Origin of the sequence: Alteromonas portus, from assembly GCF_005117025.1 — a bacterium.
In the GTDB taxonomy this organism is placed as follows: Bacteria; Pseudomonadota; Gammaproteobacteria; order Enterobacterales; family Alteromonadaceae; genus Alteromonas; species Alteromonas portus.
Genome location: NZ_SWCO01000012.1, coordinates 153,553 through 173,340 on the forward strand (window position 1 = coordinate 153,553; position 19,788 = coordinate 173,340).

At 44.7% G+C, this 19,788-nt stretch carries 15 protein-coding genes; 6 read left to right on the forward strand and 9 right to left on the reverse strand.

Annotated elements, in window-relative coordinates:
• Positions 1-4 precede the first annotated feature (4 nt).
• The 3 genes from E5672_RS19335 to E5672_RS19345 all read right to left on the reverse strand — a co-directional run bounded on the left by E5672_RS19335 (position 5) and on the right by E5672_RS19345 (position 3,909).
• Complete coding sequence (locus E5672_RS19335) at positions 5-1,834, reverse strand: putative nucleotidyltransferase substrate binding domain-containing protein (RefSeq protein ID WP_136783815.1); 1,830 nt, start codon at positions 1,832-1,834, stop codon at positions 5-7.
• Positions 1,835-1,932: 98 nt separating this feature from the next.
• On the reverse strand, positions 1,933-3,639 hold the full coding sequence (locus tag E5672_RS19340) for a sodium:solute symporter family protein (RefSeq protein WP_136783816.1): 1,707 nt from the start codon (positions 3,637-3,639) through the stop codon (positions 1,933-1,935).
• Positions 3,640-3,642: 3 nt separating this feature from the next.
• Complete coding sequence (locus tag E5672_RS19345; RefSeq protein ID WP_039216401.1) at positions 3,643-3,909, reverse strand: DUF4212 domain-containing protein; 267 nt, start codon at positions 3,907-3,909, stop codon at positions 3,643-3,645.
• 257 nt (positions 3,910-4,166) lie between these two features.
• Here E5672_RS19345 and E5672_RS19350 point away from each other — a divergent pair, with 257 nt between their 5' ends.
• Positions 4,167-7,610, forward strand: a complete 3,444-nt coding sequence (locus E5672_RS19350; protein ID WP_136783817.1) for a PAS domain-containing hybrid sensor histidine kinase/response regulator — start codon at positions 4,167-4,169, stop codon at positions 7,608-7,610.
• Between the two features lie 79 nt (positions 7,611-7,689).
• Here E5672_RS19350 and E5672_RS19355 read toward each other — a convergent pair whose 3' ends face one another.
• Positions 7,690-8,313: a mechanosensitive ion channel family protein gene (locus E5672_RS19355; protein ID WP_136783818.1), complete on the reverse strand. Its 624-nt coding sequence runs from the start codon at positions 8,311-8,313 to the stop codon at positions 7,690-7,692.
• Positions 8,314-8,613: 300 nt separating this feature from the next.
• Between E5672_RS19355 and rimK the strand changes: the two genes are divergently transcribed.
• From rimK to E5672_RS19375, 4 genes are all read left to right on the forward strand, one after another.
• The gene (rimK, locus tag E5672_RS19360) at positions 8,614-9,519 is read left to right on the forward strand and encodes a 30S ribosomal protein S6--L-glutamate ligase (RefSeq protein WP_039216404.1); all 906 of its coding nucleotides are present in this window, start codon (positions 8,614-8,616) and stop codon (positions 9,517-9,519) included.
• Between the two features lie 42 nt (positions 9,520-9,561).
• The gene (locus E5672_RS19365; protein ID WP_136783819.1) at positions 9,562-10,593 is read left to right on the forward strand and encodes a succinylglutamate desuccinylase/aspartoacylase family protein; all 1,032 of its coding nucleotides are present in this window, start codon (positions 9,562-9,564) and stop codon (positions 10,591-10,593) included.
• 17 nt (positions 10,594-10,610) lie between these two features.
• Positions 10,611-11,045 carry an ATP-dependent zinc protease family protein gene (locus tag E5672_RS19370; RefSeq protein WP_039216432.1) on the forward strand — a complete coding sequence of 145 codons (435 nt, stop codon included), beginning with the start codon at positions 10,611-10,613 and terminating at the stop codon, positions 11,043-11,045.
• A 110-nt stretch (positions 11,046-11,155) separates the two neighbouring features.
• Positions 11,156-12,127: an amino acid ABC transporter substrate-binding protein gene (locus E5672_RS19375; protein WP_240692286.1), complete on the forward strand. Its 972-nt coding sequence runs from the start codon at positions 11,156-11,158 to the stop codon at positions 12,125-12,127.
• On the opposite strand, the gene E5672_RS19380 is transcribed toward E5672_RS19375, so the two are convergent.
• A complete protein-coding gene (locus tag E5672_RS19380; RefSeq protein ID WP_136783820.1) occupies positions 12,087-12,731 on the reverse strand; it encodes a response regulator transcription factor in 645 nt (214 codons plus the stop codon). The genes E5672_RS19375 and E5672_RS19380 overlap by 41 nt on opposite strands.
• A 17-nt stretch (positions 12,732-12,748) precedes the next feature.
• Positions 12,749-14,695 carry an acetate--CoA ligase gene (acs, locus tag E5672_RS19385; protein ID WP_136783821.1) on the reverse strand — a complete coding sequence of 649 codons (1,947 nt, stop codon included), beginning with the start codon at positions 14,693-14,695 and terminating at the stop codon, positions 12,749-12,751.
• A 257-nt stretch (positions 14,696-14,952) separates the two neighbouring features.
• Between acs and E5672_RS19390 the strand changes: the two genes are divergently transcribed.
• A complete protein-coding gene (locus E5672_RS19390; RefSeq protein WP_136783822.1) occupies positions 14,953-16,116 on the forward strand; it encodes a DcaP family trimeric outer membrane transporter in 1,164 nt (387 codons plus the stop codon).
• A 74-nt stretch (positions 16,117-16,190) separates the two neighbouring features.
• On the opposite strand, the gene E5672_RS19395 is transcribed toward E5672_RS19390, so the two are convergent.
• The 3 genes from E5672_RS19395 to E5672_RS19405 form a co-directional block, all read right to left on the reverse strand.
• The gene (locus E5672_RS19395; protein ID WP_136783823.1) at positions 16,191-17,345 is read right to left on the reverse strand and encodes a Na/Pi symporter; all 1,155 of its coding nucleotides are present in this window, start codon (positions 17,343-17,345) and stop codon (positions 16,191-16,193) included.
• Positions 17,346-17,498: 153 nt separating this feature from the next.
• Positions 17,499-18,551, reverse strand: coding sequence for an aldo/keto reductase (locus E5672_RS19400; RefSeq protein ID WP_136783824.1), 1,053 nt, complete (start codon positions 18,549-18,551; stop codon positions 17,499-17,501).
• A 90-nt stretch (positions 18,552-18,641) separates the two neighbouring features.
• Positions 18,642-19,700, reverse strand: a complete 1,059-nt coding sequence (locus E5672_RS19405; RefSeq protein ID WP_136783825.1) for a chemotaxis protein — start codon at positions 19,698-19,700, stop codon at positions 18,642-18,644.
• Positions 19,701-19,788 lie beyond the last annotated feature (88 nt).

The window sequence follows — 19,788 nt, forward strand, 5'->3', positions numbered from 1 at the left end:
TCGGTTAACTAACACCACCTGAAAACTTCATAACCATGGCTTGATTTGTTCTTTCTATCGCTTTGAATGCAGCTTTAAGCTGATGCTTTTCAATTGATGATAAACTGGAAATGGACACGCGATTGTTGGTAACGTTGTTTTCGAGTTGATGCCGCCAACGCAGACGATTAAGGAACAGCCAAATATCCCGGAGGTTGGCTGCATCGCGCCCTGAAAGTTGAGAACGTTCAGACAGGGATTCTAAACGTGCAAGTGTATTGGGTAAGGTTACACCATCGGCCAGGGCGTAAATTCTGGCAATATTGTTGATTAAAGCTACAGCGCGGGTTTTAAGATCAATAACGTCTTTTTCTTTTCTGCCCTTTTCATAAACAAATTTCTGAAACATGGAAAGCGGCACCGATATCTCATTGCTATGCCTAGAAAGTGCGGCTAGAAACATATTTTGCTGCATCAAAGGGGCACGCTGTTGTTGAAGCTGCTTAAATAGGCTTACATCTCCCGCGGCACATCGCACATCGAGAAAAATATTAAAATGCATAATGGCGTCTTTAGTGGGTGCTTTTACCCACTGTTTAGCCTCTTCTAGTGCCTCATCGAGTGACAACCTAAGCTTGGGGTTACACGCCATTATGTTGCCATCACAAAGCTTTATACCGCACTTTGCTAACCCATTGCATACGTACTGTGCCATATCTGAAAAATATTCTGCTTGTACCTTGTTAGGTCTTTCGGCGAGAAGCAGCCCATTATCTTGATCTGAGCCCATTGTTTGGTCTTCTCTGGCTTGTGAACCATACACCAGCCAGGCAAACATCATGGGGGCTTTACCATTAGCTTGTTGAAAAAAGCCAATCAGCTTTCTGGTCATGATATCTGTTGCTTGCGACAATATTTTTCCAGCAATGTCGTAATCTCCCGCTTTTTTCGCATGTGCTGAAAAATAATGCGGTAGCTGCCAAGAAAGACGCGCGAGTTCGTATAAGTTTTCGGCTTTACTTAGCTCACCAATAATAAAAAGTACGTTCCCTCGCTGATGACGAATAATGTCGCTTGCCGTTACCATGCCAAGCGGCACTTGTGTTTGATGGTCAATAACAGGCAAATGATGAATATTCTTTTCAGTCATTAGCGCCAAAGCATCAAATAAGGTTCTGTTTCCCATTATTTGAGCAGGGTTTACTGTCATTATCTGACTAACAGGAAGATGAGTGTTTAAAGATGCCGCAACGACTCTCGACCTTAAGTCACGATCAGTAATAATGCCAATTAGCTTCTCTTCTTGCGTAATTAACAAAGAAGAGACTTTTTGCGATGTCATTAGCTGAGCTGCGACCGTAATGGGCGTTTGAGCATCAACGGAAACCGGGGCTTTTTCGATAGCATCAGTAAGTCCTTTGTACAGCCACATGGAATTGCTATCTGCAATAGCCTGACTTTGCAGGGCATTATTTCTAAGTCCATCGAAAAAGTGCCTTATTGCAGGTATATCAAATAGAGGCGCTACAGCTGCTGCATCAAAACAATAAACTAATCCAGGGCTATCTACGCTTACGTTTAATGAAACTGTGTGCTTTTCCAAAATGTTGGCATAGCCAAAGTAATCGCCTTCACTTAAATGGCGCATAGGTGTAGTGGAATCCTTAACAGAAAACTGTCCACTTTGAATAAGAAACAGCGACACCCTATCTTTGAGAACATCGTTAACATTGTCAGCAGTTAAATAGATAAGTTCTGCGTGCTTCACCAACGCGAGTTTCTGATCATCATCCAGTAAGTCAAAAGGCGCTGATGTATTAAGAAAGTCTTCAACTTGCTTGGCCATTGCAGTCATAGAAATTGTCCGTTTCACAAAAAGAAAAAACCAACCTACTCACTTTCGCTAGTAGATTGGTTTTGTTTTGCTAAAGCCTATCTTTAGGCAACATTAGTTTAGTGCGCTGATGCTTCACCCGCTCCCTTAGGATAACGAATGCTCTCAACCAGCTCTTGAATTTCTTCTGGCGCCTCATCTGTTGCTTTATACACTAAGAAAGCAACAATGAAGTTCACCATCATACCCAAAGTACCAATACCTTCAGGAGAGATACCAAACCACCAGTTGTCAGGCGTATTTGCAGCCGGATTAATAAACTTGAAGTAAATAATGTAAGCCGCAGTAAACGCAATACCTGAAATCATCCCAGCAATAGCACCTTTATCGTTCATGCGCTTGCTGAAAATACCCATAATAATTGCCGGGAAGAAGCTCGACGCCGCCAAGCCGAAGGCAAATGCCACCACCTGAGCAACAAAACCTGGCGGATTGATACCAAAGTAACCGGCTATAACAATGGCCACCCCAGCAGCAAGTCGCGCATACATAAGCTCGGCTTTATCGGTAATATTCGGCATAAAGTTTCGTTTCAGTAAATCATGGGAAACAGAGGTGGATATCACTAACAGTAAGCCAGCTGAGGTAGAGAGAGCCGCGGCTACACCACCCGCTGCAACTAGTGCAATTACCCATGCCGGCAGGTTTGCAATTTCAGGGTTAGCCAACACCATGATGTCGCGGTCAACTTTCATTTCGTTGCGCTCATCTCCCGAATAGAACATTTTGCCATCGCCGTTTTTATCTTCAAACGCGATAAGGCCAGTTTGCTCCCAATTCTTGATCCACGATGGCGCTTCTTCATAGCTGGTGCCCGTCATCTCTGGACCGTTAATGGTTTCAATCATATTTACACGAGCAAATGCCGCTAGTGACGGCGCTGTAGTATAAAGAATGGCGATAAATGCTAAGGCATAACCTGCTGATTTACGCGCATCATGAACTTTAGGCACAGTGAAGAAGCGAACAATTACGTGAGGAAGACCCGCAGTACCCACCATCAACGCAAAGGTGATAAAGAATACATCGATAGTACTTTTTGTCCCCGAGGTGTATTCATTGAACCCGAGTTCGACGGATAAATTATCGAGCTTTTGCAGCATATGCACCCCCGAACCGTCTGCCAAGGTTGCGCCAAAACCGGTTTGTGGAAGGATATGCCCGGTAACCATCATTGAGATAAATACGGCAGGTACTATGTACGCAAAAATCATTACGCAATATTGAGCAACCTGTGTGTAGGTAATGCCTTTCATGCCGCCAAGTACGGTGTAGAAGAACACGATAACCATGCCAATAACAACGCCAGACACAATATCCACTTCTAAGAAGCGGCTGAATACCACACCTACGCCACGCATCTGACCTGCGACGTATGTGAAGCAAACAAAAATGGCACAAAATACCGCAACAGTACGTGCAGTTTGAGAGTAGTAACGATCGCCAATGAAGTCAGGTACCGTAAACTTACCGAACTTACGGAGGTAAGGCGCTAAACAAAGAGCAAGTAGAACATAGCCGCCGGTCCAACCCATAAGGTATACCGCACCGTCGTATCCCATAAATGAGATAAGACCCGCCATTGATATGAACGATGCTGCCGACATCCAGTCTGCCGCCGTAGCCATACCGTTCATAACAGGGGGGACGCCACCACCCGCTACGTAAAAGTCATTCGTCGACCCAGCGCGGGCCCAAATTGCAATTGCAATATACAGCGCGAACGACGCGCCTACGATAATAAATGTTAAAGTTTGAACGTCCATGATTTACTCCTCATCTACGCCGTAGCGTTTGTCCATGGCGTTCATCTTCGCCATATAGACAAAGATCAATGCAACAAATACGTAAATTGAGCCCTGTTGTGCAAACCAGAAGCCTAATTTAAAGCCAAAAAACTGAATTTCATTTAAGATATCGACAAACAGTATGCCGGCACCAAATGATACGATGAACCAAACGACTAAAAGCTTAGCGAGGAGTGCTAGGTTTTCACTCCAGTAAGCTTTTTTGTCCTCTTCGTTTCTAAATGCCATTGTTTCACCCTCATGTCAGGTTAACTAGTTGTTATGATTTTACAATTCCCTAACGCTCGGCTTTGTTAACGTTATTGCTGGTTCTTAATTCTTGCAAAAAGCAAAAATATGGCAGCAAAAGTCAAGCATCTAGGAGGTCGGCTATTACTCTAGACCTGAGGTGTGAATTTCAAAATGAGACCATGGTCGTAGGTAGACCATGGTCGAAATGGTTATAATAGCAACAGAGTTGTTAAATCAACGTTAAAAGGAATGTTATGGTTTTTGGTTGGGTAACACTTGCAGTCTTATACCTGTTCTTGCTGTTTTCCTTAGCAAGTTGGGGCGAAAAAAACTCCCCTACCGCAAGAGCACTGACTTCTCACCCAGCCATCTACTCACTAGCTCTTGCTATTTATTGTACGGCTTGGACCTTCTTTGGCATGGTGGGTCAGGCCAGCAGAGATACGTGGATCTATCTTCCGATCATGCTTGGGCCCGTCCTGGTTTACGTGTTGGGCTACAAATTTATTTATAAGCTGACCCTGGTCAGCAAAAAGCAGCATATTACAACCATTTCAGACTTTATCGCCTCTCGTTACGGCAAGCGACAAACCGTTGCCTTAGTTGTAACCCTTATTGCTTTACTTGCCACCATTCCCTACATCGCGCTTCAGTTAAAAGCGGTAGGGGCCACCTTTCAACTGTTAACTCAGCAACCCAACAGTAACGGTATAATCATTGCTGCGACGGGCTTTATCGCCGCGTTCGCCATTTATTTTGGCACGCGCCAAACTGATGTTACAGAATACAGACGAGGTTTGATGCTAGCTATAGCCTTTGAGTCGACCATTAAATTACTCGCCCTTGTGTTAGTAGCTATAGTTGGCTACAGCGCCTGGAAACGCACGCAATCAGGGCCGTTCTTTGAGAGTTTTACTAATGAAATTGCGCTTGCTCAATTCGGTTCGTTTAGTTTTGTTGCACAAACCATCATGGCCGCGGCCGCAATTGTGTGCCTACCTCGGCAATTTCATGTCGCCATTATCGATAACTTAAGCCTGGGCCATTTACGCACTGCGCGCTGGCTGTTTCCTCTTTATCTCACCATTATTTCTGCGGTTATTCCCATTATTGCTATCGCGGGAAAGGCGATATTTGCAGGTCAAGGTATTGAGCCAGACTCCTATGTTTTGTCTCTTGCGATGTTTTCGGAATCGGCGCTTCTTCAAGTCATTGTATTTGTTGGTGGGCTGTCTGCGGCTACCGCTATGATTATCGTCGCCACCCTGACCTTAAGCACCATGCTTACTAACGATGTAATATTGCCGCGTATTCTCGCGTTCACCGGCAACACTGATGATAAAAAAGATGTGTCGAGAAAAATTCGCTTTATTCGCCGTGTCGTTATTGCCTTCATTCTGTTAATGGCCTTTTTATACCACCAGCAGATGACCAGCAGTCGCTCGCTTCACTCTATTGGCCTTATCGCTTTTTCCCTTGTAATTCAGCTAATGCCCGCCATTGTTGGGGGCCTTTATTGGAAGCGCGCTCACGCCCACGGTGTCTATGCTGGGCTTATGGTCGGGCTTGTTATATGGGTGCTGTGGTTAGTGCTTCCAATTGTGAGTGAACAAGTGTCTCAAATGGAGCAAAACGAACTTATAAGCCAGGGGGCCATGATTAGCTTGGCAGCAAACACCTTTGTTTACGTACTCTTTTCTCACTTCGCTCCCCAACGCCTTATTGACAGAATGCAAGCAGAAGCATTCGTTTCACCCGCTATATCTGGCAATAATACAGTTAAAGCCCAAGCGACCAATGTCACCGTGTCTGATCTTATCACCCTGCTTTCAACCTTTATGGGAACAGGGCGCTGCGACCAACTTCTTGACCAATACCAACAGTTAAATAATTGCCAGCTAAGCCATACCGAAACACCTGATGAATCGTTCTTATCGTTTTGTGAACGGGCCCTTGGCGGTGTAATTGGTGCATCGAGCGCTAAGGTTTTACTGGACAGTGCGCTGCGCGGAAAAAAAATGGACTTTACGGAAGTCATTAACTTTTTCGACGATACCACGCAAGCTATGCAGTTTAATATGACGGCACTTTTGACCTCGCTTGAGAACATGGATCAAGGCATTAGCGTGGTAGACAAACATTTAAATTTGGTCGCTTGGAACAAGCGCTATGCAAACCTCTATCCCTACCCTGACAACCTGCTTGCTGTAGGCACGCCTATTGAAAAACTCATTCGCTACAATGCTTCTCAAGGCGAGTTTGGTACTCACAATGTTGACGCTGAAGTAGAAAAGCGATTGGCACATTTGCGCTCTGGTATGCCGCACCGTTTTACTCGACAACGCAAAGATGGACGGGTTATTGAAATGGTCGGTAACCCACTGCCCGGTGGCGGTTTCGTAACAAGCTTTAACGACATCACGGGGCACGTAGAAATTCAACAAGCGCTGGAAGAGTCGAACATTGATCTTGAAGCGCGTATAAAAAAGCGTACTGAAGAAGTTCATTCCATTAACGCCGAACTTCGCTTGGAAATAGAACGACGCTCTGAGGCAGAAAAAGAACTAATAAGAGCAAGGAAAGCTGCTGAAGACGCCAACGCCAGTAAAACTCGTTTCTTAGCGCTTGCTAGTCATGACGTATTACAGCCACTTAATGCGGCGAAGCTCTATGTAAGTGCATTAGAAGAGCAAGAGTTGTCAGAACAAGCCTTAGCTATCATTCATAAACTTAGTCACAGTGTTACTTCGAGCGAAACTCTTATCGGCACCTTGTTAGACATAGCTCGACTAGATCAAGGTGAAATGAAACCTGATATTGAATCTATCGACGTCAGCGCCTTACTCTCTCCTCTTGTTGATGAAATGGCCATGCGAGCTCGAGAAAAAGGGCTAGGGTTCAAAGCGATTATTCGCCCTTGCTGGGTTAAAGCTGACAAAACGTACTTATACCGAATAACCCAGAATTTGCTATCAAATGCCGTGAAGTATACGGAAAAAGGCCGAGTTCTATTCACAGTTAAACCTGTAAAAGGAACCGTTTATTTCAAAGTTATCGACACCGGCATAGGTATATCTACCGATAAAAAAGAAAGCATATTCGGCGACTTTTTCCGTGCAAACGAGAGTAAAGAGCATGGCCTAGGTCTGGGCTTAGGCGTTGTGCGTCGCTTAAGCTTACAACTAAGCAGCGATATTCGCGTGACATCGAAAGTAGGAGAAGGCAGCTGCTTTGCGTTTGCTCTTGCCAAAGCTGAGCCAAAACTGGTTTCTAATGTAGCATCAAAGCCACGCAGCACCACGTTTACAGGAATGGATGTACTTTGCGTTGACGATCAAAGGGAAAACTTAGATGCCATGCAAACCCTACTACAAAAATGGGGAGTTAATGTTTTCTTGGCGAATAACTGGGAAGATGCGCTTAAGGTTTGTGAAGTTATCCAGCCTCAAATCTTACTGATGGATTACCAACTTAGCTTTGATGATGAGAAAAATGGGCTCGCGCTGATTGAAGAAATAAGACATCGGTTGAACATCGTTGTGCCGGCAGCCCTGATAACGGCTACGCCAGATGATAGTTTAGTTACTCAATGTAAGGCACAAGGTGTTAACTTTTTGGCGAAGCCGCTAAAACCAGCAAAGCTTCGTGCGCTACTTCAAAGTATGACGCGCTATATTAGAGAAGCAAAAAACGTGTAGTACATGGGGAGCGACGATACATTTTCACCACGTTTTTCGCTCTCTATAGAGGAACTTCAATCAACGTATTAAGACGTGCTTACAATAACTCGTCCTGTGGTTTAGCCTCTTCGGTCTTAACTACTGGCTTCTCTGCACTGGACTTAGCAACGACTTTGCCCATTGCGCCCCATTTCTCTTTTGGGTTAAGCAGCACAGGGCGAGTCAAAATTAAGTTATTTGGGTACATCAAGGTTTCGCGCTCTGAAGTAAGTAAACGTGTACTAAATGGACCAACGTCCGCAATCACACCCTCAATGTAGTTATCTCCATCAAGGATGCGAACATAGTTGCCTCGACGATAGGCCACATTGGTTAACAATATAAAGTACGCAGTGATGTTACTAATAAGCGACCAGCTTGCAAAAAGGGCCACCCCAGTTACTGTTATGATTGACGTAGAAAGTACAAGTAAGCCCGAGAAATCAATACCCCATGCCAGTAGCAGCAGGGAAAGCGATACTGTAGCGACAATTACGCGCGCAGCAAAAAGCCCTTTCAAGGCACTGTTAGATTTAAGCTTTGACTTTACGATATTAGTTTCTAATTTTGGCAGTAACTTCCGCGACATTGCCAAATAGATAAGCAGAACTAAACCACTGAACACGACGTTTGACTGGTACTGAGTTAACCACGCCAAAAAACCATGCCACCACTCATTCATTCACTCTTTCCTTACTGTTTTTGTAATGCATATTGGCCCACTTTTCGGTTTTTTCTTAAAAAAGGCCAAGGCGCTCTAATGCTAACGTGAATAACAGACAAGTTCATGCATTAAAAGCAATCGACACAACAAGAATTATTCGTAAGACACCCCTTAACACTTCTATTAGTATGCGCGCAAAAATGACTTGTCTAATTAATAATCACGTTCTAACGTGTTAAATTATAATCACGCTTCAACGTGGTAAATGACTCGTCGATTCAACGACAAAATAAATCACAAACTACAGGCCTTTTCATAATGCGCATCGCTATTCTTTCAAGAAATCCACGTCTTTACTCTACTTCACGCTTGGTGGAAGCTGGGCAGGCTCGCGGGCATCAGGTCGACGTTATCGACACTATGCACTGCTACATGGATATCACGAGCGCGCGACCGTCTGTTCGCTATAACGGTAAAAAACTGCCTTATTATGACGCAGTGATCCCGCGTATCGGTGCATCTGTTAGCTTTTACGGCACCTCTGTTGTTCGCCAATTTGAAATGATGGGGACCTATAGCCTTAACGAGTCAGTTGCAATTAGCCGTTCTCGGGACAAACTGCGCTCGTTACAGCTACTTTCGCGCAAAGGCATTGGCATGCCTAGAACCGGCTTCGCTCACCACCCGGACAAGATTGATGACGTAATCAAGACAGTTGGTGGCGCACCAGTGGTTATTAAGCTGCTAGAGGGCACGCAAGGTATTGGTGTGGTATTGGCAGACACTCAAAAAGCCGCCGAATCAATTATTGAAGCTTTTATGGGCCTAAACGCCAGTATATTGGTACAGGAATTTATTAAAGAAGCCGGTGGTGCTGATATTCGCTGCTTCGTTGTAGGTGGAAAGGTGGTTGCAGCCATGAAGCGTCAGGCTGCCCCGGGAGAATTTCGCTCTAACCTTCACCGCGGCGGTCAAGCAAGTTTGGTTCGCTTAAGCCCTGCTGAACGTAAAACTGCGGTAGATGCCGCGAAGACTATGGGCCTTAATTGCTGCGGTGTAGATATTCTTCGCTCGAACAACGGCCCAGTCGTCATGGAAGTTAACTCTTCGCCAGGCTTAGAGGGCATTGAGAAGGCGACCAACAAAGACGTTGCTAGCATGATTATTGAATTTATTGAAAAGAGCGCAGAGCCGCACAAAACAAAAACCCGTGGAAAGGGCTAGCCCCTTCAACCTACGCAATAACGTAAATATAGGAAAACGTTAGTGGTAAATGATGTTTTAAAAATTGGGGGTGAAAATATTGCTCCTGGCGAAACAAAGAAGATTGAGTTGGAGATGCCGCCGTTATACACGGCTACCAACATGAGCATTCCCGTTTATGTGAAACGAGGAAAGCGACCAGGCCCTGTTATGTTCGTTAGCGCAGCCATTCACGGTGACGAATTAAACGGTATTGAAATAGTGGGTCGCCTTATTCGTTCAAAAGCTATTGAGCGTTTAAGAGGCACCTTGATAGCGGTACCAATGGTTAACGTATACGGCGTGCTCAATCAATCACGTTATTTACCCGACAGACGCGACTTGAATCGCAGTTTTCCTGGCAGTAAAAAGGGTTCGCTTGCCGGCCGACTAGCGAACTTGTTTTTTAAAGAAGTAGTAAGTAAATGTGATGTGGGCATCGACCTTCATACAGGCGCTATTCACCGTAGTAATTTGCCTCAAATTCGCGCAGATCTAGACGACCCTGAAGTACTAGAAATGGCCAAAGCGTTTGGCGTACCGGTTTTGCTTAATGCCGAATTACGAGACGGCTCAATGCGCGAAGCCGCCAGTGAAAGCGGCGTTAAAATCTTACTGTACGAAGCAGGTCAAGCGCTGCGTTACGATGAATTTTCTATTCGAGCGGGCGTAAGAGGTATTATTAATACTATGCGTCATTTGGGTATGCTGAATAAAAGCCGTAGCAAAGGCCACAGTATTGAACGCTTTATTGCGAGGCAAAGTGGATGGGTTCGCGCGCCAGAAAGTGGCTTTGTGACGCATTTAGCTCAATTGGGTGATCACGTAGAAAAAGGTGATAAACTGGCCATTATTGCTGACCCGTTTGGCAACTATTTAGATAGCCTTGAAAGCCCAGCCGAAGGGGTCGTAATTGGTAAACAAAATATTCCGCTTACACAAGAAGGTGAAGCTGTTTACCACATTGCCTACTTCTCAGAGCCTGATACGGTTGCTGAACATGTAGAACTATTACAAGACAATTTATTACCACCAGAACAGGGGCCTGTTCTTTAACATTGGTAGAAAGACTGATGAACAATAAGAAAATTGTTGGTGCGGTAGAACTGTGCGATTTACCTAAACTTGCTATCTCTGATTTAAACGTACGCGTGGATACAGGGGCTGCCACGTCATCGCTTCACGTAGACAATATTGAAGAGTTTGAACAAGACGGTGAATTATGGATTAAATTTGATATTCACCCAGACATTCACAATGTTGAACGTGTGGTTCGCCGAGAAGCACGCGTTGAAGGGCAAAAGCGCGTAAAAAGCTCTACGGCTACACTTGAGAAGCGCTATGTTATAATTACGCCTATAATAATGGACGGCTACCAGTGGGATATTCAGTTAACCCTAACGGATCGCTCTGAAATGACTTATCTCATGCTTCTTGGAAGAGAAGCAATGAGTGGGCAATTTATTGTAGATCCTGAGCACGACTTTTTGCTGACGGGAAAAGATTAGCACGTTGAGTTAGCAGGTATAGATAGCGCCGCCTGCGCATGTTGAACCTTAAACGACCTTTAGTCGAGGCATGTATCAGAAGCATTTGCCACGTGCATGAGTAGAAAGATATGGACATTAAAACTAAAGCGCTAAGCGCTAGCGTACTTTTAACTAGTCTGTTTACACAATGTCACGTGTATGGACAGCAACAAACTTTCAATGAGGTAAGTTCAAACTTACCTCATACCGTTTTGCGTCTTCCAAACATACACCCCGGTCGAGACACCGTCTATTCTTATGCAAAATCACTGCTAACAGAAGCCTTACGAGTTACAGAGCCACAGTATGGCACTTTCGAACTCATTATTAGCGACCAAGAAACTGCGCAAGAGCGCCAACTACGTAGTCTAGAACACAATATGCTAGACGTGACGTGGAGCGTAACGTCAACCGAGCGCGAGCGTCAGTTCCTCCCTGTTCGCATTCCTATTATGGCCGGGCTATTTGGCAAACGCGCACTGTTTGTCAAAGAGGGTGATGTTCGACTGAAAGAGGTAAAAACTCTTAAAGAGCTGCAACATTTTCGTGCTGTTCTAGGTTATGACTGGCCCGATACAAAAATTTTTCGCGCAAACGATATCCCGGTATTAGAAACCACTTACCGAGCTTCTTTTCGCATTGTCTCGGAAGGTTTCGCTGATATGTTTCCAAGAAGCGTAATGGAGATTAGCGAAGAGTTTGCCAATAAAAGTTTATCAAATGGTTTGGCTATCGATGAGCACCTCATTATTTCATATCCCAGTCCCATCTTTTACTTCGTAGGCAGTGATAATCAAGCGCTTGCTGGGCGAATAGCTGAAGGCTTACTTATGCTATTTGAAACAGGTAAGTTTCAAGAGCTGTTGCTGGCTCATGCTAATTTTAAAGAAGGTATGACCCTGCTCGACGGGCGAACAATTATTGAAATTGATAATCCTTTGCTTAGTGAGCAAAGCCGGTTGGCGTTAGAAAAATTCTTGCCTGAGTTTGCTGCTTCAGATGCAGTGCTTCAGTTTGACGCTACTGAATTGGGGGCTCCAGCTCAAGTTGTGAAGCAATAAGTACCGCTTGTGTACGGTTGTTTATGCCCAGCTTTTTGAAGATTGCGGTAACGTGCGCTTTTACAGTGGCCTCTGCGATATCTAAGTTAAAGCCAATTTGTTTGTTCAGCAAGCCATCTCGCATATAGCAAAGCACCTTATATTGCGAAGGCGTAAGCGATGCAACTTTGTCTGCAAGTTCAGAAAACTCTTCGTTCACTTCATCAACGTCTTCGCTTAAATTGTCAGGTAACCATACGTCGCCATCTAAAATGGCCTCTACCGCGTTTGCAATATCCTGTGCACTGGCTGTTTTTGGAATAAACCCTAACGCGCCAACGCTGATAACTTTAGAAATAAGCGTAGTGTCTTCGGTTCCTGAAACCACGGCAACAGGGAGTTCGGGAAAGAGTTTGCGAATATGCAGCAGGCCAAATAAATCATTACTACCCGGCATATGTAAATCTAGCAGCAACAAGTCGATATCCTCATTATTGAGAATATCGACTGTAGTGTTTAAATCTCCCGCCTCTTTGAGCGTTAAGGCTGGAAGTGACAACGACAACGCGCCTCTTAGTGCATCGCGATACAGCGGATGATCATCAGCGATTAGAAGGGTTATCATTGTCTATATCCTTAGTTCTACTTATTAAGACGTTCCTCTATCAGTGTATCAACAACCGATGGATCCGCCAATGTAGATGTATCACCTAATTGCTCGTGCTCATTAGCCGCGATTTTACGCAAGATACGGCGCATAATCTTACCAGAGCGGGTTTTAGGTAGCCCACGTGACCATTGGATCATATCAGGTGTGGCAATGGGGCTTAGCTCTTGACGTACCCATGCCTTAAGCTCTTTTGTGAGCGCGTCGTCAGCTTCAACCCCTTCATTTGGCGTTACGTATACGTAGATCCCCTGCCCTTTAATATCGTGAGGGAAACCTACAACGGCTGCTTCAGCTACCTTAGGGTGGGCAACAAGTGCACTTTCAATTTCAGCAGTGCCTAAGCGGTGTCCAGATACGTTCAATACATCGTCTACGCGGCCGGTGATCCAGTAAAAACCATCCTCGTCACAACGTGCACCATCACCTGTAAAATACACACCTTTGTATGCGCTGAAGTAGGTGTTAATGAAGCGCTGATGATCGCCGTATACCGTTCTAGCCTGACTAGGCCAGCTATCTTTGATCACCAAGTTACCTTCCGCTGCCCCTTCAAGTTCGTTACCGTCAGCGTCAAACAGCGCTGGCTGTATACCGAAAAACGGACGCGTTGCTGAGCCTGGTTTTAATTCCGTGGCGCCGGGTAGCGGTAAAATCATATGTCCACCGGTTTCCGTCTGCCACCATGTGTCAATGATAGGACAACGCCCCTTACCAATAACGCGGTGATACCATTCCCACGCTTCTGGGTTAATTGGCTCACCTACTGTGCCAAGCAAACGAAGTGACGATACATCACACCCCTCAGCCGGCACGTCACCGTGTGCCATCAGCGCACGAATAGCAGTTGGCGCGGTATAAAGACTATTTACTTTGTATTTTTCTACTACCTGCGCAATACGCTTAACGTCTGGATATGTGGGTACGCCCTCGAAAAACACTTGTGATGCAGCATTCACCATAGGGCCGTAAACCATATAGCTGTGACCTGTGATCCAGCCCACATCGGCTGTACACCAATAAACGTCATCGTCTTTGTAATCGAAAGCGTATTTAAAGGTCATAGCGGAATAAAGTAGATAGCCGCCTGTTGTATGAACCACACCTTTTGGCGTCCCCGTAGAACCTGATGTATACAAGATGAAAAGCGGATCTTCAGCGTTCATTACTTCGGGCTCACACTGGGCAGACATACCGTCTACCGCTTCGTGCCACCACACATCGTGCTTCTCGTTCCAATCTACGTCGCCCCCTGTGAGCTTATGCACTAAAACGTGAGTGATAGACGGACAAGCGTCATCGGCCAACGCTTTATCGACATTGGCTTTAAGCGGGATACCTCTTCCTGCACGACGGCCTTCATCAGCAGTAATAACGACCTTTGCATTACTATCGTTAATTCTATCGGCAATGGCGTTAGGCGAAAAACCACCGAATATCACTGAATGCACCGCACCGATCCGAGCGCACGCCAACATAGCGTAAGCAGCTTCAGGCACCATAGGCATATAAATGGCAACACGGTCTCCTTTAGCTACTCCCATTTCTTTAAGTGCATTCGCTAACTTACAAACTTCGTAGTGAACTTGTTGATAAGTGATATCTTGACTATCTTCTGGTGAGTCGCCTTCCCAGTGAAAGGCAACTTTCGTGGCATTATCAGCCAGATGGCGGTCAATACAGTTATAACTGGCGTTTAACTCACCATCTTCGAACCATTTTATTGATACATCGTTTTCACCAAACATGGTGTTTTTAATTTTGGTGGGCTTTTGATACCACTCAAGCATGGATGCATGCTCAGCCCAGAACGCTTCGGGTTGCTCTACAGACTGCTTATACATCTGGTCGTACTGCAATGCAGTCAAATGCGTAGATTGAAGAATGTTCTCAGGCACAGGATAAGTTTTGCTGGCGGTCATAAAGATTGCCTCCAATATCAATAATGTAAAAATCTTGTTGTATGGTGAAACACTCTAGCTATTCACCCACAAAGCAAAATGAGACTTTGGTCTTAGCAGCATAAAACTAAGGTAATATTAAAAAACCTAGACTAAAAGTATTACGACTATAGTCTTATGCGACCATCGGCTTATTTAAATTTGAGATAATAAGTACACAATCAGCGATGTTAACGTTGAATTTACATTTATTTAACCACTTTTTTGGAACAGACACGATGAAAGCTAAAATAAAAAATACGGCTACCGCAGTAGCGCTGTGCCTGGCGGCAACTGGCGGCGCAGCACACGCAGCAACAATCGGCGATACTAGTGTGAAATTCACGGGCTACATTAAAGTCGACGCTATGGTAAGTAACTATTCAGATGGCACTATTGCCTCGGGTAGCGTAGGTCGCGATTTCTATATTCCTTCACTAACACCTGTTGGTGGCTTTGACGAAGATCCACAATTTGATGCGCACATTAGAACGTCGCGATTCCGCTTCGCTACTTCAACACCAACCGCTGAAGGCGATACCATTAACGGTGTTTTCGAGCTCGACTTTATTGTAACTAGCGGCGGTGACGAACGTATTAGTAACTCTTATGTTCCTCGTGTTCGTCACGCTTACCTTACCTACAAAAACTGGTTAGTAGGTCAAACGTGGACAACCTTCATGGACGTTGCCTCATTACCAGAATCACTTGATTTCATTGGTACAACTGACGGTATTACCTTTGGTCGTCAAGTTATGGTGAGATATACAAATGGCGGGTTACAGCTGGCGCTCGAAAACCCAGAATCAACCATCACACCGTTTGGTGGCGGTAGTCGAATTACCAGTGATGACAACAGCGTACCAGATTTTGTTGCTGCTTATACCTCAAAATATGACTGGGGTTATGTTAAAGTTGCGGGCTTACTAAGACAGTTGTCTTACGACAATGCAGTTGGCATTGACGCTGACGAAACCAGCTTCGGTGTATCGGTAACTGGTAAATACAACCTTTCGAATGGCGATGACATTCGCTTCACATTCAACACGGGTAAAGGTTTAGGCAGATACTCTGCACTAAACACGGTAAATGGCGCAGTGCTTACTGAAAGTGGCGACCTTGAAGCTATCGACTCAACAGGGTATGGCATTGCGTATCGTCACAAATGGAGCGAGAAAGCGCGTAGCAGCATTATGTTCTCGGCGTTTGAAGCAGACAATGATGTGTCACTCACAGGCTTAAATACCACTGAGAGCACTTATAGTACACGTGTGAACTACTTGTACTCGCCAACTAAAGCGCTAACCGTTGGTGCTGAATACGCTTTCGCAAAACGTGAAATTGAAGCAGGCCTTGAAGGCGACATGAACCGCTTCCAAGTTTCAGCTAAATACGCGTTTTAATAAAAACGACGTTTTAATAAAAAACGGCGCTGATGCGCCGTTTTTTATTCGCAGTAGGTTGCTTTGCAATTAACCTACATAGTAGTAAAGATAATACTTAAGGGCATTATGAAAAATAATCCTCCCACATAAGCGGCACCATACATTTTGCGTTCTGCTGCAATCACAGACAGTTGGTAAGATAAGTTAAGCGGAATATTGCGCAATAAGGGCAGCCCATAAATTAGCGTAACACCTAATACGTTATAAATAAGATGGACTAGCGCGATTTGTAAAGCAAAACCACTGTTTACTCCCACTACCCCTAAAGCCGCAATTAATGCCGTAATACAAGTGCCTATATTAGCGCCAAGTGTAAATGGGTAGATATCTCTAGCCTTCAAGATACCGCTACCGACTAACGGCACCATTAGTGATGTGGTGGTTGATGAAGACTGGACCAGTACCGTCATTACTGCACCTGAGGCTATGCCAGATAGGGGCCCCTTTCCAATACTGGTATGCAAAAGCGCCTTTGCTTTACCCACCATAAGCGACTTCATGATCTTACCCATGTAAGTGATTGAAAGCATAATAAGGCCAATACCAAGAATGATTTTAGCCACGCCGGGATAGACAGAAGGTAAAAATGAGAACGCCTGTGTAACGAGGTCGGTGACGGGTTGAGTTACCGCTTTAATAGGATTAAAGCCCCCCACTCCCATAGCTTCCCCCGTATGGAGCAGAGCAACTAACTGTGCGCTTAAAAATTCCAAAATTCCAAACGCCATTTCAAGAGGTAGAAAGATGAGTACTGACAACACATTAAAGAAATCGTGAATGGTTGCAGCGTTAAAAGCCCGTTGAAATTCATCTTTTTTAGCAACATGCCCTAAACTTACCAACGTATTGGTGATACTGGTGCCAATATTCGCACCCATCATCATGGGAATAGCGATGGTAATAGGTAAACCACCTGCCACCATTCCAACGATGATTGAGGTAACCGTGCTTGAAGACTGAATTAGTGCGGTACAGACCATACCAATGATTAACCCCGTAATAGGGTTAGAAGCGAAACTAAAAAGGGCTTTAGCGTGATCGCCCGTAGCAAATTTAAAACCACTGCCAATCATGCTGACAGCAAGCAGCATTACATAAACTAACAAGCCTAAAAGCAGCCATTTACGCCCGTTATGTGTTTTTTCTAACACACTACTTTGAGCAAGTTGAGGGTCAATCATTGACATAATACACACAATTCATTCTTGAAAAATTTATAGTATGACGTGCGTATTACACAAAAATGACGATAAATACTCGGGGCTAGTTGATATTCGATTTACACCAAATATCAACTATTCCTAGTAAAGCCAGCCATTTTAAGCTGGAAAAAATGGCGTTTAGAAGCCTAATGGATATTGTCTAAAGACTTTGTGAACTTCCTCCAACGTCTCGCTTGAGAGCGTCATATCAAACGCATCGATATTTTCCTTTAACTGAGTCATTGTTGTTGCGCCAATAATAGTAGATGTCACGCCAGGCACTTGTTTACACCACGCTAATGCTAATTGTGAGGGCGTAATACCCGCTTTATCAGCAATCTTCACATATTCCGCTGTAGCAGCCTGCGCAGGCGCTTTGTCTCTAAACAACCCCATGCGCTGTGCCAGTGTCCACCTGCTGCCTTTCGGTCGCGCGCCATTGTGATATTTACCACTAAGCATACCCGTAGCTAGCGGTGACCACGGCAGGTAAGCGATATTCTCTAGCTCACACATCTCAATTAAATAGGGCCAGTCTTTCGCGTGCAGTAAACTAAACTCATTTTGAATAGAAACAGGCAGTGGTATGTCGAGCTCTTTACAAAGCGTTAGAAAAACGTGAATGCCCCAAGGCGTGTCGTCCGACAGCCCCCAGTGCCTAATTTTTCCTTCATCTAACGCGCGCTTTATCCCCATCAGAATATCGCGCATACCGTCTAGTTCTTTTTCCCGATTGGTTTTGGTGGGATCGGCGCCGTCAGGCCAATGTTTACCAAAGTGTGGCGTTACTCTGTTTGGCCAATGAAGCTGATAAACGTCAATATAGTCAGTTTTTAAACGCTCCAGCGAGTATGTAAGTGCATTGGTAACTGCGTCAGACGTAATAGGGCCAGCATTACGGATATACTTTAACCCGCTCCCGGCAACTTTGGTCATCAATATAATATCTGAGCGCTTCGCTTCGTTTCGCGAAATCCAATTCCCGATAATGCGCTCTGTATCTCCGTACGTGTCGACATTAGGAGGAACGGGGTACATTTCCGCGGTATCTAGAAAGTTTACGCCTTTATCAAGTGCGTAAGCTATTTGTTCGTCAGCATCTTGCTGGGTATTTTGAATACCCCATGTCATTGTGCCCAAACACACGTCAGACACTTTCAAATCGCTATTTCCTAAGCGGTTAAACTTCATTTTTGCTTCTACCTTGGCTTATACCTTGTTAATGCAATAATGAGCCGGCCGCTTTAGAAAATATGCCCGTATTGAGCTTAGCGTTTCAAGCTACGAGGCTTTCTTATTGGCCAACTCAGCTTCTACGGTGGCTAGTCGTGCCTCAATATCTCTTTTCGACTCGACCATTTCATTCGCCAGCTCTGCGAGTGACTTTAACTCTGCAAACCCTAACTTTCTGGTATCAATCATTTGATACTGACGCTTGCAGCGATAAAAGAAAGTGAGAAAGTTAACAAATGCACGATGAAATGTCGCAAAACTCTTGATCAGCACCAGAATTAACACGACAGACGTAAGCGCAGCAATACTTAAGCTATAAATACGTACCTGCGCTTCTTGTTGTTCAATTACCGGTTGCAGCGCAGCGTCAACGGCTTTTAATTGAGTCTCGACGTTATGAGCACTTTGTCTAAACTCTCCACGAAGCCCTTCGTTGTGTGTGACACCGTAAGTGATAGTAGCGTCAACGAGCTGCAACAGCGCCTCTCTGTATTGAGCTAGTGTACCTTGAAGTAAAGCCGTATCACCAAATTCTGACGCCAAACGCTCACTCAATGTATTCATTTGTTTAGCGTACGTTCCATCTTGGCTAATTTGATAGTTTCGCGTAGCAAGTTGAATACGACTTAACAGTTCATTTGATAGCGGGCTTTGTGCCAGTTGCCCTTCGTTGAGTATATTTTCCAACTCGGTAATACGTGCTCTCAAACCATTATTTTGCGTTAATCCAATCCGTTCTTGTAGTGACACTACCTCTCGAAATGTACTGCTGTAGGCTTCCATAGAAGAAGACAAACTTTCAACGTCAGCCACAGGTAATCGATATTCGTCAAATAATGGAACAATAGACGTTAGCCGACCTTGAAACACATAGGTTTGCTGAAGAAACTTATCGAAATAAACCGTCTCATGGCGAAGAAGAAAATCTTTTTCGTGTCTTCGCATTTGCAGCAAATCTTGCCCCATTCTCAACAATACATCACGCTGCTGGTGTAACCCAATAAGTCGCTGTGTAAAATAATGCTGGCTAACCACTAAAACGCCCATGCCGATAACACAAACAAGGGTCATTAATACTAGACGAGATTTAATAGAATCGAATTTCATGACAAGCTCCTCATGGGAGAAAGGCGCATTTCAGCATATAACAAAAAGCTAATAACTGCTGAAAACACATCAACATACGACTCCAATA